We start from the raw sequence: 15513 nt of genomic DNA on the forward strand, positions 1-15513 counted from the left end.
GATTCCGCTGATCGATCGGTGCGTGGCTGTTTCGCAGCGAGGGCCGGCAGGGACCCGGACGGCACGCCGCCGGAGCGCCCAAGCTCCGCCTGGCAAGCCGGCGGCAGCACATGCCGGTGCCCGGCGCAGCGGGACGCAAGGTCCTTGGCCAGCGCCGCACCGCGGTCGAAGGTGCTCCGGTCCGGACCGGCCGAACCGATGCGGACGGTGGGCCAGTTGCAGGTCAGGGGCGTGCTGCGCCCGACGAACCGGGGATTGGCATTTCGGCAACACGTAGCCCGCGGCGCCGAATCGCGCGAGTGAACGAGTGGCCTCGCCTGCGCACGGTTAGGACGCGGGCCGGTAGGTGGCGGGCGGGCCGATCGTGCCCGTCCGCGGCTTGCGCCATGGCGCCTCGCCGCCGATATCGCGGTGTCCAGACCGGACTTGCGGATCGTGTCGACCAGCAACACGGCCCCGGCCTGCGAGACTGCTCAACGCCATCCCTTCCGGGGACCCGCTGGCGAGTTGGATTAGGGACTCTACGACGAGGAGTTCTTCGACTGGAACCTGCGCCGGACCCGCGAAGTGGGCGCCTTGCTGCTGGGTCGGCGCACCTACGAGCACTTCGCCGACGTCTGGACCTCAACCGCGGCCGCGGAGCGGATGCCCGAGGTCACGGCCTTACTGAACCAGGGATTGGTGGATGAGCTGCGGATCTTGCTGTATCCGGTGCTGCTAGGCCGCGGTCGGAGCCTGTACGCCGGCCTAAAGGACCGCATCGACCTGACAGCCGGGGCGGTGACGGCACGCCCATCGGGCAACGTCCTCCTGCGGTATCGGCCGCCCGGCCGCGCCGGGAACACCTAGGGGTGGTTCAGGCGGTGCGACTGCGCGGTGTCTGGCTCGTTGATGTGGGCATGGTGCCAGAGGTCATGATCAAGCGGGCAAGCTCTAGCCGTTTTCAGCATCTTCCCCAGGCAGAGCAGTAGTAGTGCGAGCACGTCATGGCTATGATCCGGGCTGGAGAAAACTCCGCCGCGGGGGTGCATCGCGTGCGGGGGCATTGTGTGCGATCGCCGCACCTTCACCTATCCGTCTACTTCAAGTCGGGGAATGACGAAAACGGGCCATCATTTTGAGATGGGCTTGACTTGCCAGGCGGCGATCGACGCTTCAACGTCTTATGCACGAGATAGAACGGGTGGGGGAACCTGTGAGAAAAACTCTTCGATCAAGCTTGACTGCCGCGCTGATGGCTATGGCAGCCCTCAGTCTCGCAATTCCGGGTGCTGCCGGCGCTACCGACAACTCCGCCAGTGCCGCCGCGTACTCGTACCGCTGCGCGACGGGGTACGCGGAATCGCTGTCCGACGGCGTGAAAATCCGGACCGCGCCGATAAATGAAGCCGATGTCCTGGTGACCGTAAAAAAGGGCAACATTAGGCAGTGCGCTCCGGACTATTACGTTACCGGAGCCCGCTACAACGGGTGCGGGGTGTACGGCGCCAGCGCTTGGATCTACCTGTGGACCCCATACGGAAACGGCTATTCCGCCATGACGTGTTGGGCTGACTCCGACTACTAGGCCCTGCCCTACGTGGTGGGGCGGACGAACCGCTTGTAGCAGCAGAGGGCGGCGGCGAGACCGAGGAAAGCCAGGTAGTTGCGGGGATGGCGCTCATAACGGGGAATAAGTCTGCGGCGCCCCAACCGTTCGCTGGACTCGATGCCTTTGCGCGCGATCCGGACTCCGATGCGCTTGCCGCGCAGTCATTTCCGCAGGCTGGCGTGGTCGTAGGCTTTGTCTGCGTGTAGGCGCTGGGGCTTGAAGTACCGGCCGCGGTGGGGGTCGTGTCTCGTTTGGTGACCCTCGATCATGGGCTTCAGCCCTTCGCTGTCGTGGGTGTTACCAGCTGAGATGCCGACGAGGAGGGGCAGTCCGTTCGCGTCCGACAGGACGTGCATCCTGGAGCCCGGCTTGCCCCGCGTCTCATCAGGCGTGTCCTGCGTTCCGGCGCCCTGCGGCCGCACCCTCGACGGAGGGATCAACGGATTCGCGATCTCCCACAGCCCGTCCGGAACAATCCAACTCCACGCACCCCGGCTCAACGTCCGCCTCACCACGTAGGACACGGTCTAGGGTTTGTCCGACGGATCTTGTGACCGTCTTGGTCTCGGGTCGTTGGCATGGCCATGGAGCGGGGAGATTTAACGCACGTGGAGTGGGCCCGGCTGAAGCTGCATCTGCCGAAGTCCGGGCAGCGTGGCGGCCGTTGGGTCAGCCACCGCAAGGTCATCAACGGCATCCTGTATCGGCTGCGCACCGGAGTGCCGTGGCGGGATCTGCCTGCGCGTCTCGGTCCGTGGAAGACCGTGTACGAGCGGCATCGACGCTGGTCGGCGGATGGCATGTGGGACAGGATCTTCGCGGCCGTCCTGGCCGACGCCGACACGGAAGGCCGGATCGACTGGTCGATGGTGAGCGTCGATTCGACCCCCTGCCGGGCCCACCAGCACGCCGCCGGGGCCCGTAAAACGGCGCCGCGGGTGCCGAGAAAAGACGCACGCCCCGGCTGTATCGTCCCGACGAGGGACTCGGTCGCTCCCGGGGCGGCCTGACCGGCAAGGTCCATCTCGCCGGCGAAGGTGAACGCCGCCCCCTGGCCTTGCTGATCACGCCGGGTCAGTGGGGCGACGCCCCGCAGCTCATCCCGATCATGGAACGCATCCGTGTCGGCCGCGCCGGTGGCGGACACCCGCGCACCCGGCCCGACCACCTCGGCGGCGACAAGGCGTACTCCTCCCGCCGCAACCGCTGCTACCTGCGTCGACGCCAGATCAAGCACACCATCCCCGAACCGAAGAACCAGCGGGCCAACCGCCAACGCCGGGGCAGCAAAGGCGGCCGCCCCGTCGGCTTCGACAAGACGATCTACAAGCGCAGGAACGAAGTTGAGCGGACGATCAACGCCCTCAAAAACTTCCGGGCCGTGGCCACGAGGTACGACAAGCGCGCCTACGTCTTCCACGGCACCGTCGCCCTCGCCTCGATCAGACTCTGGCTCCGCCCATGAATGCCAGCCAGAAGCTAGACGCCGGTCTGTCCGTCGACGAGTTCACGCACGACATCGAGGTGACCGTTGTGGCGGGAAATCTCTTCGATGAGGTGGAGGACCACCCAGCGCAGGTCCACGTGGCGGCCGTCGCCGATAGGACGTTCGGCCGTTGAGTTCAGGTCGCGGTCGGCCACCAGGCGGCGATAGCGGGCGCTCTGTTCCTCGTACTCGGCGAGAAGCTGGGGCAACGGGATGTCGACCGCTGTCCGCATCTCGGGGTCGGGGTCGTCGTCGGTCGCCTCCGTGAGCGGCCCCTCGGGCTCCTCACCGAGGAACATCACCTGGACCCAGTGATGCTCGACCCATCGCAGGTGGCTGATCAGCCCGCACATCGTCATCAACGGTGAATTGGGGAGCGGTGCCTTGCGGGCATCTTCCTCGGACACGCCCTCACACTTGGCTCGCACCGTGTCACGGGCGTAATCCAGGAAGGTGGCCAGCTGCGTACGTTCGTCCCACGTGGGGGGTGTATCGGTTCGTTGTGTCATCGCGGGTGAGGTTCCCACAGCTCGGAGGTGGTGTCGCGCGATTTAGAAGCCGCGCAGGAAAGCGTGCAACCACCGCCTTGCGCCAGCACGGCCGGCAAGATCCGCCGGACAGACCCTAACCACCTACGGGGACGTCGCAGCCGTGCAGGCGTCGGGGATGCCCGCGCGTTCCGTCTGCCAGTGGCCCAGGCCTTCGGGCGTGATCGTCGTCGTGAGCGAGATGCTGTCACGGGCCTGAGAGCGGGCGCTCTTCGGCCGCGTGGCCACCGTTGAACGGCCCGGAGCCGTCCCGGTCGACCGAAAGGCCAGCGGCCGTAAACCTTGTCGGAACGTCCTGACAAACCGATTGACAACCCTTGGGGCCGGTCCCATAGTTACGTGCTACTAGAGCGCGCTAATGACGCGCTCTAGTGACGGACCGCAAGCAGTCGCACCCATGACCGCTTCCACAGCACAACGCCCCATCCGCGCAAGGCGCCCGGCCGGCCACCAGCCCGCCCCGCCCGCAACGAACACGCCTTCGCCACCGTCGCCAGGCGCCTCTCCGCCACGGCGCCGAAGCCGACCCGCAGCCCAGCCTCCGCCACCACCGCATCGGTGGCCGCACCCGGCGGCCGGTATCGGCCACCATCCCCTCCCCCTGAGACGAACCCCAACGAGCACAGTGAGGTGCAAGGGACATGCACGGACATCGCAGAGCCGCCACCCTGACCGCCGCCGTCCTGGTCGGCACCCTGTTCGCCGCGGGCTGCTCCAGCAGTTCCGGCGGCAAGAAGTCCGAGGATGACGGGGGCGCCGCCTCCGCGGGCCACGCCACCACCCCTCGTATGACGGTGGCCATGATCACCCACGCCGCCCCCGGCGACACGTTCTGGGACCTGGTCCGCAAGGGCGCCCAGGCCGCCGCCGCCAAGGACAACGTCAAGCTCGTCTACTCCAGCGACCCCAGCGCCGGCAACCAGGCCAACCTGGTGCAGAACGCGATCGACCAGAAGGTCGACGGCATCGCGCTCACCGCGGCCAAGCCCGACGCCATGAAGGACGTGGTGGCCAAGGCGAAGTCGGCCGGCATCCCCGTCGTCGGCTTCAACTCCGGTGTGAGCGACTGGAAGAAGCTCGGCATGCTGGAGTACTTCGGGCAGGACGAGAACGTCGCCGGCCAGGCGTTCGGCGAGCGCCTGAACCAGCTCGGCGCCAAGCACGCCCTCTGCGTCGTCCAGGAACAGGGCCAGGTCGCCCTGGAGGCCCGCTGCGCCGGCCTGAAGAAGGGCTTCAGCGGCAAGACCGACATCCTCTACGTCAACGGCACCGACATGCCGTCCGTCAAGTCGACCATCACCGCCAAGCTCAAGCAGGACTCCTCCATCGACCAGGTGGTCACCCTGGGCGCACCGATCGCCCTGACCGCGGTCCAGTCGCTGTCCGACGCGGGCACCAGGGCCAAGGTCGCGACCTTCGACCTCAGCAAGGACCTGGTCAAGGCCGTCCAGAACGGCACGATCGAATTCGCCGTCGACCAACAGCCCTACCTCCAGGGCTACTTGGCGGTCGACTCGCTGTGGCTGTACAAGACCAACGGCAACTTCAGCGGCGGCGGCGCCGCGCCGGTGCTGACGGGCCCGGCCTTCATCACCAAGGACAACGTGGACGCCGTCGCCAAGTTCGCCGCCAAGGGAACGCGGTAACCGGTCCGTCCCGCACGTCGCCCCGGAACCGTACGTCCGTCTCTCAGGCCGACGGTTCCGGGACCGGCCCGCTGCTCCCCCGGACCACCAGCTTCGGGTCCAACACCGCTTCCCGCGGCTCCAGTTCCGGCTTCTCCAGCCGCTCCACCGCGAAGCGCACAGCGCACTCCGCCATGAGCCCCGCGTCCTGACGGACGGTGGTCAGGCCGATCGGCATCAGGTGGGAGAGGTGGCTGTCGTCGTAGCCGACGACGGACACGTCGCGCGGGACCTCGACGCCGGCCCTGGTGAGGGTCATCAACAGGCCCATCGCACAGCGGTCGTTGCCGGCCAGGACCGCGGTCGGCAGAGGGTTCCCCTGGTCCCGTTCCGCCAGGAGCAGACGGCCGGTCTCGATACCCGACCGCTCAGTGTGGTCACCGGGAAAGACACGTGCCTCGGACTCCAGCCCGTGGCGGCGCATCGCCGCCCGGTAGGCGCGGCGCCGCTCGGCCGAGCCGGGGCCGCTGCCACCGTCGATGTGCGCGATCCGGCGGTGCCCCAACTCGACGAGGTGGTCCATGGCCTGCCGTACGCCCTTGCCCTCGGCGGTGTGCACGAAGTCGACGTGGGCGTGCGGAACCCGGCGGCTGACGGAGACGGCGACCGTACGGCCCCCCAGTTCCTCGAGGAGAGAGGGCTCCGCGAACGAGCCGAGCAGGATCACCGCCTCGCAGCGATGGCTGAGCAGTGCCTCCACGGCCTTCTCCTCGCTGCGGCCCGGCGTGGCGCCCGACAGCAGCACCTCGTAGCCGAGGCGCTCGACCTCGGCGTAGATACCCTCGATGAGGTCGGTGTGGAAGGTCTGGTGCACGGTGAACATCACGCCGAGTGTGCGGCTGCGGCCGCGGGCCAGCAGCCGGGCCGCGCTGTCGGGGCGGTAGCCGATCTCGTCGGCGACCCGCAGCACCCGCTGTCGGGTCTCCTCGCTGGCCCCCGGCTGGTTGCGGAAGATGATCGAAACGAGCGCCCTCGACACCCCGGCCTTCTCGGCGACGTCCGCCATCGTGGGCCGCTGCTTGCCCGATGCATCCACCTGTGAACCACCCTTCGACGCGGCCCACCCTAGCCAGTGGACGCGAAATCTCCCGGCAACAGGCTATTGACATGACATTTGGACCAGGGTCATCGTACTCGTACTAGAGCGCGCTAGTAGAGCGCGACAGCACACACCGCGAAACTCCCGATCTCGGGGTGAAGGGACACGTCATGGCACCGGCGCCAGGCCCGCTCCGCACCATCGCCGGCAACCTCTGCCTGGGCTCCGCCCCCGACTCCTGGGGCATCTGGTTCCCCGAGGACGAGCAGCAGGTGCCGTACACCCGTTTCCTCGACGAACTGGCCACGGCCGGTTACGAATGGCTGGAGCTCGGCCCGTACGGCTATCTCCCCACCGACGCGCAGCGGCTGAAGGAGGAGTTGGACGCCCGTGGGCTCCAGGTCTCCGGTGGCACCGCCTTCGGCGCCCTGCACCGGCCGGGGGCGTGGGACGAGACGCTCGCCCACGTCCGGCAGGTCGCCGCGCTGACCGCGGCCGCCGGCGCGCACCACCTCGTCCTGATCCCGCCCATGTACCGGGACGAGAAGACCGGCGCGTTCACCGAGTCGCCCGAGCTGACCGCCGAGCAGTGGGCGGGCTTCGGTCGATCCGCCGACCGGCTCGGCAGGCTGCTGCTCGACGAGTACGACATACGGCTCGTGATCCATCCGCACGCCGACAGCCACATCCAGACCCAGCCGGAGATCGAGCGGCTGCTGGGCGAGTCGGACTCCCGTTACACCAACCTCTGCCTGGACACCGGCCATGTGGCTTACGGCGGCGGCGACAACCTGGACCTGATCCACCGCTTCGGCGAGCGCGTCGGCTACGTCCACATCAAGCAGATGGACCCCGAGGTGCTGGCCCAAGTCGCTGCGGAGGACCTGTCGTTCGGGGAGGCGGTCAAGCGCGGGGTGTGCGTGTCACCTCCCGCGGGCGTGCCGAACCCGGCCGATGTCGTGGCCGAACTCGCGCGGCTCGACGCCGAGTTGTTCGTCATCGTCGAGCAGGACCTGTACCCGTGCGCTCCCGAGGTGCCACTGCCCATCGCCGTCAACACCCGTGAGCACCTGGCCGGTTGTGGGCTGACGGGTACCCGCCGCCCGCACCTCCACCGGTAGGAGACAGCCATGGACGTCAGGGACGACACGACCACAGCTCCGGCCACCGCGATCGCGGACAACACCCCATCGGCGGTGTCACGGCGGCTGCGGCTCATCACCGTCATCGCCACCTTCGGCGGACTGCTCTTCGGCTACGACACCGGCGTCATCAACGGCGCCCTGCCCTACATGACCGACGACCTGGGCCTGACCCCCTTCACCGAGGGCATGGTCACCAGTTCGCTGCTGCTCGGCGCGGCCCTGGGCGCGGTCACCGGCGGGCGGCTGTCGGACGCGCGAGGACGGCGCCGTACGATTCTCGTCCTGGCCGTGGTGTTCTTCGTCGGCGCACTGGGCTGCACGCTCGCGCCGAACACCGCCGTCATGGTGGTGGCCCGGTTCGTGCTCGGCCTCGCGGTCGGTGGCGCGTCGGTGACCGTGCCCGTCTACCTCGCCGAGGTCTCCCCCGCCGAGCGGCGCGGGGCACTGGTCACCCGTAACGAACTCATGATCGTCAGCGGGCAGTTGCTCGCGTTCACCTCCAACGCGGTGATCGCCCGGGTGGGCGGTGAGTCCGGCGGGGTGTGGCGCTATATGCTCGTGCTCGCCACGATCCCGGCCGTCGTGCTCTGGTTCGGCATGCTGGTCATGCCGGAGAGCCCGCGCTGGCTGGCCTCCAAGACCCGCTTCGGTGAGGCCCTTGAGGTACTGAAGCAGGTCCGGTCCCAGCAGCGGGCCGAGGCCGAACTGCGCGAGGTGTCCGCGCTCGCCGTCAGGGAGGATCAGCAAAAACTCGGCGGCTGGCAGGACATGAAGTCCACGCCGTCGCTGCGCCGGCTGATGTTCGTCGGCTTCGGCATCGCGATCGTGCAGCAGATCACCGGCGTCAACACGATCATGTACTACGGCACCCAGATCCTCACCGACGCCGGTTTCACCGCCGACAGTGCCCTGACCGCGAACATCGCCAACGGCGTCATCTCGGTGCTGGCGACCTTCGTCGGCATCTGGCTGCTGGGCCGCGTCAACCGCCGCCCGATGCTGATGACCGGTCAGATCGGCACGACAGCAGCCCTGTTGCTGATCGGCGTCTTCTCGCTGATGCTGCCTTCCGGTGACGGCCGGGCGTTCGCGGTGCTCGCGATGACGGTCACCTTCCTCGCCTTCCAGCAGGGGGCGATCTCGCCGGTGACCTGGCTGATGCTCTCCGAGATCTTCCCGATGCGGATGCGCGGCTTCGGGATGGGTGTCGCGGCCGTGGTGCTGTGGCTGACCAACTTCGCGATCGGGCTGGTCTTCCCGTCCCTGGTCGACGGGATCGGGATCTCCAACACCTTCTTCCTCTTCGTAGTGGCGGGCGTCTTCTCGCTCGCCTTCGTCAAGCGCTACGTCCCCGAGACCAAGGGCCGCACCCTCGAAACCCTCGAAGCCGAACTCCGGGCGCGCTTCTCCTGACCCCTGATGCATAAGGAATGACCATGACCGTACGTGTAGGAGTCATCGGCGCCGGCTGGATCGGCAAGGAGCACATCCGGCGCCTCACCCACACCGTCACCGGTGCCCGTGTCACCGCGGTCACCGACATCGACGCCGCCCGCGCCGAGGAGGCGGCGGCGCCGGTCGGTGCCCGGGTGCTGCCCGACGGTGCGGCCGTGATCGCGGCGGACGATGTCGACGCGGTCCTTGTCACGTGCTGGGGCCCCACCCACGCCGAGCACGTGCTGACCGCGATAGCCGCCGGGAAGCCGGTGTTCTGCGAGAAGCCGCTGGCCACCACCGCCGAGGACTGCCTGCGGATCATCGAGGCCGAGACGGCACACGGCCGCCGGTTGGTCCAGGTCGGCTTCATGCGCCGATACGACGCCGGATACCGGCAGTTGAAGCAGGCCATCGACGCCGGTCGCATCGGCGAGCCACTGATCGTGCACTGCGCCCACCGCAATCCGACCGTCCCGGAGTCGTACACGTCCGACATGGCCGCCCTGGACACGGCCGTGCACGAGGTGGACGTACTGCGCTGGCTGCTCGACGACGAGATCGTCTCCACCCAGGTGATCACCCCGCGCGCCACGAGCAAGCGGTTCGCGCACCTCAAGGACCCGCAGATCATGCTCTTCGAGACCACCAAGGGCGTCCGCATCGACCTGGAGGTCTTCGTCAACTGCCAGTACGGCTACGACATCCAGTGCGAGGCGGTGGGTGAGGAGGGGCTCGTCCGCTTGCCCGACCCGGCCGCGGTGGGAGTACGCAGCGCGGGGCAGCACAGCACAGAGGTGCTCACCGACTGGGTGGCCCGCTTCGCGGACGCCTTCGACACCGAGTTCCGCGAGTGGATCGCGGGGATCGCCGCCGACACCGAACCCACCGGGCCCTCGGCCTGGGACGGCTACGCAGCCACCGTCATCACCAGCGCGAGCGTCGAGGCCCTGGAATCGGGCCACGTCGTCGCCACCGACCTCAAGCCTCGACCCGCCTTCTACGGAGGTGCCGCGTGAAGATCGCCCTCGACCCGTACATGTTCCGTGCCCTGCCCATCGACGACATGGTGCGCACGGTCGCCGAACTCGGCTACGAGTACATCGAGTTGTCGCCCCGCGATGACTTCATGCCCTTCTTCCTGCACCCGCGTGCGGACGACGACCGTGTGGCGGAGCTGAAGAATTCCCTGCGCACGCACGGGGTGAAGCTGTCCTCCGTACTCCCGCTGTACAAGTGGTCCTCACCCGACGAGACCGAGCGGCAGACCGCAGTCCGCTACTGGAGGCGGATGATCGAGATCACCGCCGACCTCGAATGTCCCCTGATGAACTCGGAGTTCAACGGCCGCCCCGAACGCGCCGCCGAGAGCGAATCCGCCTTCTGGCGCTCGCTTGAGGAACTGCTCCCGGTCTTCGAGCGCGAGGGCATCGCCCTCAACCTGGAGGCCCACCCGGACGACTTCTGCGAGGAGAACACCCCCGCCGTCGACCTCGTCCGCGCCATCAACAAGCCCTGGGTGAACTACCTGTACTGCGCCCCGCACTCCTTCCACCTCTCGGGCTCCGACCCGACGGCGGACATCGCGGCGATGATGCGCTATGCCGGCGACAAGCTCCAGCACGTGCACATCGCCGACTCCTTCAACCACAAGGGGTCCAGCGGCCTGCGCTACATCCTCAACCCGCCGGGCACCACCGCCCGCATCCACCAGCACCTCGACATCGGCCAGGGTGAGGTCGACTGGGACACCTTCTTCGGTACCCTTCGCGAACTCGACTTCGACGGCGTGGCCACCGCCTGCGTCTTCGCCTGGGAGGAACGCGCCCGCGACTCCTCGACCTTCATGCTCGACCGCATCACCAAGGAACTCACCGCCTGACGGGCCGCCCCATCAGGCCAACGTGAGATGCGCCCCGGATGTCCGGGGGCTGGGTGAGGCTCCACCTGGGCCTGGATGCCTTCGCCGACCGGCTTCGCAGGTGACGGGTCACCTCCGACTCCTCCTGACGTCTGAGGGACTCGATTTTGCCCGCCCACGCGATCTGTGCGGTCAGGGACGGGCTTGCTCACCGGATCGGGGACGGAGCGACAACTGACATCTAGAGAACTGCATCGATCTTCGAAACAGTCCGGACCATGCCTACTGTTCATGCTGGCCCACCGAGATGCTCCAAGATTCCCGTGGCGGGTGGATCGCCGCCGGATCGCCCCCGCGCGAGCGGGAGCGATCAGGACCTGGTGACCAAGGTCGGCACGCGCCCACCGCTCACCGACGGACACAAAGCCGGCTACCGCGAGTGCTGGTCCGTCGCCCCGGGCTCGCCGGGTCCACCGAGCCGCAGCTGCGCGCCATCTTCGGCGGCATGCTGATCACCGCTCTCTTCGATCAGGGCATCGCCGACCGGCGGGCTGTGCGGAGGACGGGGAGTAGTACTGCGGTACTAACTGGCTGCGCCGGATTCCGTTCCCCCGTACGGGATGGTTGCCCAATACCGCTCCTAGGTTGAGATCGCGGGTCAGTCAGGCCCAGCTCACCCAATGATCTCTTCTCCTGGTGGGAGTAATCGTGGCCACCTTCCTCTATCGGCTCGGCCGGCTGACGTTCCGGCGACGACGCATCGTCGTGATGCTGTGGGTCGCCGTCCTGGCCGCCATCGGCATCGGCGCCATGACTGCGCCCGGCACGTCCTCCGGGTCCCTGAGCGTTCCGGGCACACAATCGCAGAGGGCGATCGACCTGCTGCAGAAGGAGTTCCCGCAGGCATCCGCCGACGGCGCCACCGCGCGTGTGGTGTTCGAGGCGCCCAGTGGGCAGAAGCTCACCTCCGCCGCCAACAAGACCGAGGTCAAGTCCCTGGTGGCGCAGCTGGAGAAGTCGCCGCAGGTATCGGGCGTCACTGATCCCTTCGCCAGCGGCCTGGTCAGCAAGTCCGGCACCATCGCCTACGCCCAGGTGTCCTACAAGGTCGCCCAGGCCGACGTCAGCGGCGCGGCCCACGCCGTTCAGACGGATGTCGTAGCCCAGGGCGAGAAGGCCGGCCTGAAGGTGAGCCTGGGTGGCAACGCCGTCAAGGACAAGGCCGCGAGCAAGGCGGCCGAGCTGATCGGCGTCGGGGTCGCCGCGATCGTTCTGGTGATCACCTTCGGCTCGATGATCGCGGCCGGACTGCCCCTGCTCACCGCGATCCTCGGGGTGGGCGCGGCCATCCTGTCGGTCACGCTCGCCACGCACTTCTTCGACCTGGCCTCGGCCACCACGACCCTGGCACTGATGCTGGGCCTGGCCGTCGCCATCGACTACGCCCTGTTCATCGTCTCCCGCTACCGCAACGAGATCCGCGACGGCCACGAACCCGAGGAAGCCTGCGGACGGGCCGCGGGCACCGCCGGGTCGGCGGTCGTCTTCGCCGGACTGACCGTGATCGTCGCGCTGAGCGGCCTGAGCGTCATCGGCATCGGCACGCTCACCTCCATGGGCCTGGCCTCCGCCTTCGCCGTGGCCGTCGCCGTGGTCATCGCGCTGACCCTGCTGCCCGCCATGCTCGGCTTCGCCGGTATGCGGATCATGAAGGGCAAGATGCAGACCCGCCGTATCAAGGCGCTGGAGCGCGGCGAGGGCGAGTCGATGGGCGTGCGCTGGGCGAGGTTCGTCACCCGCAACCCGGTCAAGGTGCTCGCGATCGCGGTGGCCGGCCTGGCCCTGCTGGCCATCCCCGCGATGTCCCTGCAGACGGCCCTGAACGACGACTCCGGAAAGCCCCCCGGCAGCACCCAGCGCATCGCCTACGACACCCTCAGCAAGGGCTTCGGGCCGGGCTTCAACGGCCCGCTCACCGTGGTCGTCGACGCCCGGAACAGCGACGACCCCAAGGCGGCAGCCCAGGACGCGTACGCCATGCTGGGCAAGCTGGACGATGTCGCCGCTGTCCGTCCGCCCTCCTTCAACGAGGCCGGCGACGTGGCCCTGCTCGGCGCCGTCCCCAAGAGCGCCCCCAGCAGCGAGGCCACCAAGGACCTCGTGGGCACGATCCGCGACCAGGGTGCCGCCCTGCACCAGGACACCGGCGCCGACCTGATGGTCACCGGTCTGACCGCCGTCAACATCGACGTCAGCACCAAGCTCTCCGACGCCCTCATCCCTTACCTGGCCATTGTCGTGGGCCTGGCCCTGGTCCTGCTCCTGCTGGTCTTCCGGTCGATCGTGATCCCGCTCAAGGCCGCCCTGGGCTTCCTGCTCAGCGTGGTCTCGACCCTCGGTGTCCTGGTCGCGGTCTTCCAGTGGGGCTGGCTGAAGGACGTCTTCGGCGTCGACCAGACCGGCCCCATCGTCAGCCTGCTGCCCATCCTGCTGATCGGCGTGGTGTTCGGACTCGCCATGGACTACGAGGTCTTCCTCGTCTCCCGCATGCGGGAGGAGTACGTCCACGGCACCGAACCCACACAGGCCATCGTGCAGGGTTTCCGGCACAGCGGCCGGGTGGTCACCGCCGCCGCGGTCATCATGGTCTCCGTCTTCTCCGGATTCCTCCTCGACGACGCCGTTCTGATCAAGTCGATCGGCCTGGGACTCGCCGCCGCCGTGTTCCTCGACGCCTTCGTCGTCCGGATGACCATCGTCCCGGCGGTGATGGCCCTGCTCGGCCACCGCTCCTGGACCCTGCCGAAGTGGCTCGACCGAGTCCTTCCGAACGTGGACGTCGAGGGCGAGAAGCTGCGCCACGCGCTCGAAGCCGAGCAAACGGACTCCGTGCCTGTGGCCGCGTACGCCGGTGTCGCCGCGGGGGTCCACACGGGCTCGGACGACCACGGCGCCCCCCGCGCCTTCACCGGGGTGCACCATTCTGGCGACACGGACACGTCGGCACCTGCTCGGCAGGCCCCCGGGAAGGCACGGGGACTGACCAGGCTCAAGCAGCGCCTCGCACGGGGCGGCGACGCAACCGCCCCTGGCGACTCGAGGGAATCACAGACACCGGCACGCAGGAAGCTGCTGAAGAACCCGATCCGCAGGCGCTGACGCACAAAACCGCAGCTCCGACTTCCGCACGGCTCCTGACGTGGCGGCCGACTCTCACCGGCCGTATCCCCTGACCCGTCCGCCGGACCGATCCCCCCGGGCCGGCGGACGGCCCGACATCGCGAAGGGCCTCCCCCGTGACCGCACCGAGCGCCCCCGCTCCAACCCCGCACCCGGACGAGCGCCAGTTCCTTCAGGCCCTGACGAACGATCCCGAGCAGCGAGTGATCGTCTCGGTCGTCTCCCGGCTCGCCTCGTGGCGGCGGGCCGACCGGGCCCGTCCCTGGGTCCGGCGGTGGGGGGTTCCGGTGTTCTGTTTGGCGGTCGGCAGCGATGCCTACACCAATCCCCACAACGTCGGCGACCCCCAGCTACCGATCATCCTCGCCTTCTGCATCCCGCTGCTTTGGCGGGAACGACGCCCCATGCTGGTCTTCGCTCTCACCACGGCCGTCTCCGTTGTGGCTCTTCCTGCGGGCGTGCTGACCGGCGCCGAGTTCGCCCGGGTGGTCGCCCTCTTCAATGTCGGCCGTCACTGCACACCACGCCAACTGGCCGCCGCCACCGGCATCACCCTCGTGCAACTCGTCGCATGGGCCTACTTCTTCTGGCGCGGCCGGCAACTGGAGTAATTCACGCGTCCGGAGCCCGTGACGTTGACGGTGATGGTCGCCGTAGTGGCGTTCGCGGCACTGGGCCTGCTCCTGCGGCTGGCCTACGCCTACATCGACGCCCTGAAGAAGCAACGCGACCAGCAGGCCCGTCTCGCCACCGCGCAGGAACGCGCCCGCGTCTCCCGCGAGATGCACGACATCCTCGGCCACACCCTCGCCGTCATCGTCGGCCTCGCCGACGGCGCCGCCGGCCTCACCGAGACCAAGCCCGAACGCGGCGCCCAGACGCTGCGCATCATCGGCGCCAGCGGCCGCGACGCTCTGGCCGAACTGCGCCGCCTGCTCGCCGTCATCGGCGACGACCGCGAAGGTCAGGGACGGTCGCACGACGTCCCCCTCGATCCGCAGCCCGGCCTCGCCAACCTCGACGCGCTGCTCGACCGGGTCCGCGCCGCAGGCCCCACCATCGCCCTGTACCCGCACGGCGACCTCACCAGCCTGGCTCCTGGGCTCCAGCTGTCCGCCTACCGCATCATCCAGGAGGCCCTGACCAACACCGTCAAGTACGCCGCCTCCGACACCTCGCTCCACGTCTCCATCGCCGCCGACCCCGGCATCGTACGCATCACGGTGGAGGACACCGGTCCGCCCCGCACCCACGCACGCCGTGGGTGCGGGGCGGGCACCGGCCGGGGCCTGGTCGGTATGCGCGAGCGCGCCACCCTGTATCGGGGCGAGGTCACCGCCGGACCCAACCAAGAGGGCGGCTGGACCGTCCACGCCCTCCTCATCCCCAACGCACCTGCCAACTCCGTGGAGAAACGCCCCGTTTGACACTGGCGTCATGGCGCAAAGCCCACCCCCACACCCGCGGTGGGGTTGGGGGGGTAGCCCCGGGGCGGGGCCGGGCCCCCCCCCGGGGGTGGGCGCGGGCGCCCGGGGGGCAGTCGG

13 protein-coding genes and 1 pseudogene are annotated in these 15513 nt (G+C 68.6%); 10 read left to right on the forward strand and 4 right to left on the reverse strand.

What is annotated here, in order from left to right:
• The first annotated feature begins 567 nt into the window (after nt 1–567).
• Nucleotides 568–849: a dihydrofolate reductase family protein gene (locus M2283_RS47890; RefSeq protein ID WP_280882913.1), complete on the forward strand. Its 282-nt coding sequence runs from the start codon at nt 568–570 to the stop codon at nt 847–849.
• A 726-nt stretch (nt 850–1575) separates the two neighbouring features.
• Here the strand turns inward: M2283_RS47890 and M2283_RS47895 are convergent.
• A pseudogene (locus tag M2283_RS47895) lies at nt 1576–2091 on the reverse strand (transposase).
• Nucleotides 2092–2175: 84 nt separating this feature from the next.
• Here M2283_RS47895 and M2283_RS47900 point away from each other — a divergent pair.
• Nucleotides 2176–3056, forward strand: a protein-coding gene (locus tag M2283_RS47900; RefSeq protein ID WP_280882928.1) for an IS5 family transposase whose coding sequence is annotated in 2 segments (ribosomal slippage) — nt 2176–2536 and nt 2536–3056 — 882 coding nt in all. Because the reading frame shifts where the segments join, the coding sequence is not laid out codon by codon here.
• 14 nt (nt 3057–3070) lie between these two features.
• On the opposite strand, the gene M2283_RS47905 is transcribed toward M2283_RS47900, so the two are convergent.
• Nucleotides 3071–3586 (reverse strand): DinB family protein, encoded by a 516-nt coding sequence (locus tag M2283_RS47905; protein WP_280882915.1) that lies wholly within the window; start codon nt 3584–3586, stop codon nt 3071–3073.
• 123 nt (nt 3587–3709) lie between these two features.
• Complete coding sequence (locus M2283_RS47910) at nt 3710–3853, reverse strand: hypothetical protein (protein WP_280882930.1); 144 nt, start codon at nt 3851–3853, stop codon at nt 3710–3712.
• Between the two features lie 413 nt (nt 3854–4266).
• Here M2283_RS47910 and M2283_RS47915 point away from each other — a divergent pair, with 413 nt between their 5' ends.
• Complete coding sequence (locus M2283_RS47915; protein ID WP_280882916.1) at nt 4267–5271, forward strand: sugar ABC transporter substrate-binding protein; 1005 nt, start codon at nt 4267–4269, stop codon at nt 5269–5271.
• A gap of 43 nt (nt 5272–5314) precedes the next feature.
• Here M2283_RS47915 and M2283_RS47920 read toward each other — a convergent pair whose 3' ends face one another.
• Nucleotides 5315–6316: a LacI family DNA-binding transcriptional regulator gene (locus M2283_RS47920; RefSeq protein ID WP_280882929.1), complete on the reverse strand. Its 1002-nt coding sequence runs from the start codon at nt 6314–6316 to the stop codon at nt 5315–5317.
• A gap of 203 nt (nt 6317–6519) precedes the next feature.
• Here M2283_RS47920 and M2283_RS47925 point away from each other — a divergent pair, with 203 nt between their 5' ends.
• From M2283_RS47925 to M2283_RS47955, 7 genes are all read left to right on the forward strand, one after another.
• Complete coding sequence (locus M2283_RS47925; RefSeq protein WP_280882918.1) at nt 6520–7470, forward strand: TIM barrel protein; 951 nt, start codon at nt 6520–6522, stop codon at nt 7468–7470.
• A gap of 9 nt (nt 7471–7479) precedes the next feature.
• Nucleotides 7480–8907 (forward strand): sugar porter family MFS transporter, encoded by a 1428-nt coding sequence (locus tag M2283_RS47930; RefSeq protein ID WP_280882919.1) that lies wholly within the window; start codon nt 7480–7482, stop codon nt 8905–8907.
• A gap of 23 nt (nt 8908–8930) precedes the next feature.
• Nucleotides 8931–9947, forward strand: a complete 1017-nt coding sequence (locus M2283_RS47935) for a Gfo/Idh/MocA family oxidoreductase (protein WP_280882920.1) — start codon at nt 8931–8933, stop codon at nt 9945–9947.
• Nucleotides 9944–10810, forward strand: coding sequence for a sugar phosphate isomerase/epimerase family protein (locus tag M2283_RS47940; protein WP_280882921.1), 867 nt, complete (start codon nt 9944–9946; stop codon nt 10808–10810). Before M2283_RS47935 ends, M2283_RS47940 begins: the two co-directional genes overlap by 4 nt.
• A 687-nt stretch (nt 10811–11497) precedes the next feature.
• On the forward strand, nt 11498–13948 hold the full coding sequence (locus tag M2283_RS47945) for an MMPL family transporter (RefSeq protein ID WP_280882922.1): 2451 nt from the start codon (nt 11498–11500) through the stop codon (nt 13946–13948).
• Between the two features lie 137 nt (nt 13949–14085).
• Complete coding sequence (locus M2283_RS47950; protein ID WP_280882923.1) at nt 14086–14580, forward strand: DUF7134 domain-containing protein; 495 nt, start codon at nt 14086–14088, stop codon at nt 14578–14580.
• An 18-nt stretch (nt 14581–14598) separates the two neighbouring features.
• Nucleotides 14599–15396 carry a sensor histidine kinase gene (locus tag M2283_RS47955; RefSeq protein WP_280882924.1) on the forward strand — a complete coding sequence of 266 codons (798 nt, stop codon included), beginning with the start codon at nt 14599–14601 and terminating at the stop codon, nt 15394–15396.
• The last annotated feature ends 117 nt before the right edge of the window (nt 15397–15513 follow it).

Source organism: Streptomyces pseudovenezuelae, from assembly GCF_029892565.1.
GTDB classification, from domain to species: domain Bacteria; phylum Actinomycetota; class Actinomycetes; order Streptomycetales; family Streptomycetaceae; genus Streptomyces; species Streptomyces pseudovenezuelae_A.

Coding starts and splice junctions, on each gene's coding strand:
- M2283_RS47915 (WP_280882916.1), top strand. CDS start 4,267: ATGCACGGACATCGCAGAGCCGCCACCCTGACCGCCGCCGTCCTGGTC.
- M2283_RS47935 (WP_280882920.1), top strand. CDS start 8,931: ATGACCGTACGTGTAGGAGTCATCGGCGCCGGCTGGATCGGCAAGGAG.
- M2283_RS47930 (WP_280882919.1), top strand. CDS start 7,480: ATGGACGTCAGGGACGACACGACCACAGCTCCGGCCACCGCGATCGCG.
- M2283_RS47925 (WP_280882918.1), top strand. CDS start 6,520: ATGGCACCGGCGCCAGGCCCGCTCCGCACCATCGCCGGCAACCTCTGC.
- M2283_RS47920 (WP_280882929.1), bottom strand. CDS start 6,316: ATGGCGGACGTCGCCGAGAAGGCCGGGGTGTCGAGGGCGCTCGTTTCG.
- M2283_RS47905 (WP_280882915.1), bottom strand. CDS start 3,586: ATGACACAACGAACCGATACACCCCCCACGTGGGACGAACGTACGCAG.